We start from the raw sequence: 1,180 nt of genomic DNA, 5'->3' as shown, positions 1-1,180 counted from the left end.
CTGATCGGCGGCCTGTTGAATCGTTTGCCAGGTCTGGTGGGCCTGTTTTGCCAGGTCGGCGATCGGATCGGGAATCGCGCCGCGCGTTTCTCGAGAAAACAGACCTGGAAGGGTTTTGTATTCGGCCAGTGAAAGTTTCTGATTTGTATCGTAATCGACCACTTGAAAATTCCGTTGGGCCTGTTTCGGCTTCAGTTGTTTAACAAGTGGCAGATACTCTTCCAGATCCAGTTCCTGATCGCCGTTCTTATCTGATGCAGCGAAGGCATTCTCAGGTGACAGTTTCGTAGGATCGATACGGAATTCAAATTCATTAACCTCCAGATAGCCATTTCGATTGATATCGAACCGCCGAAACAGTTCCCAGGCCAGACCGATTAATTGTGGAGACGGTTCTGCATAGAACTCCTTCCAGGAGAGTTTCATATCGTGATCTGAATCAATGCGGTCGTAAACTCGAAATGTGACATAGTTGCATCCGACTGGAGAAAGCCGAAATTCGCTCAGCGAATAACGTCCGTCTTTGTCTCCATCGAAAGCTGTCATAGCGTGGGATAAACGGAGGTCCGTCGCATTATTCGAACCGATCTTCAGAATTTCCTCTCTATCCAGGAATCCGTCTAAATTTTTATCGCTGTTGAGAAAATAGTTAAATTCATCGATATTGGTAGTGTGAGAGGTGGTCAGTTCCTGATAGCTCAGAAAACCATCCTGATCTGTATCCATCTCATTAAAGCGTTCCAGTACCTTTTCTTTAGGAAGAGAGATGGAAGGCAGGTATTCGTCTCTCGAAATTCGAAAATCTCCATCCTTATCCGTTCGATCGATATAAAAACGATACAGGACCGTCCCATTCGGAGAACGCAAAGGAAATCCATTTTCCTGTTTCATGCCGTATGCCACATCGATCAGAAAAGCAGCTTCCTTTTTGCTGATCTCACCATTCTGATCTTTATCCCATAATTGAAATACGACATCTCCCAGAGGGGGGAGTTGTTCTTTCAGTTTTTCCAGTGGCCACTCATCCTCTGACAGGACTTTGTCGGAATTTTTATCGGCAGCGCTCTCGATCGTCTGCCAAACCGTATGAGCCTGTTTGGCGAGTTCTGCGATGGGATCAGGGACCGCGGCCCGTTTCTCTGCTGAGAAAATATCAGGCATACATTTATATTCAGCAAAG

The 1,180-nt window shown here is 46.3% G+C and carries 1 protein-coding gene; it reads right to left on the bottom strand.

Annotated features, from left to right (window positions below; genetic code table 11):
- On the bottom strand, positions 1-1,161 hold a 1,161-nt coding region (locus tag FYZ48_RS29100), incomplete at its 3' end, for an EF-hand domain-containing protein (protein ID WP_198422301.1).
- Positions 1,162-1,180: the final 19 nt, after the last annotated feature.

The organism is Gimesia chilikensis, assembly GCF_008329715.1.
GTDB lineage: Bacteria > Planctomycetota > Planctomycetia > Planctomycetales > Planctomycetaceae > Gimesia > Gimesia chilikensis.
The sequence above is the reverse complement of the archived record's forward strand: the minus strand, read 5'-3'. Positions and strand labels throughout refer to the sequence as shown.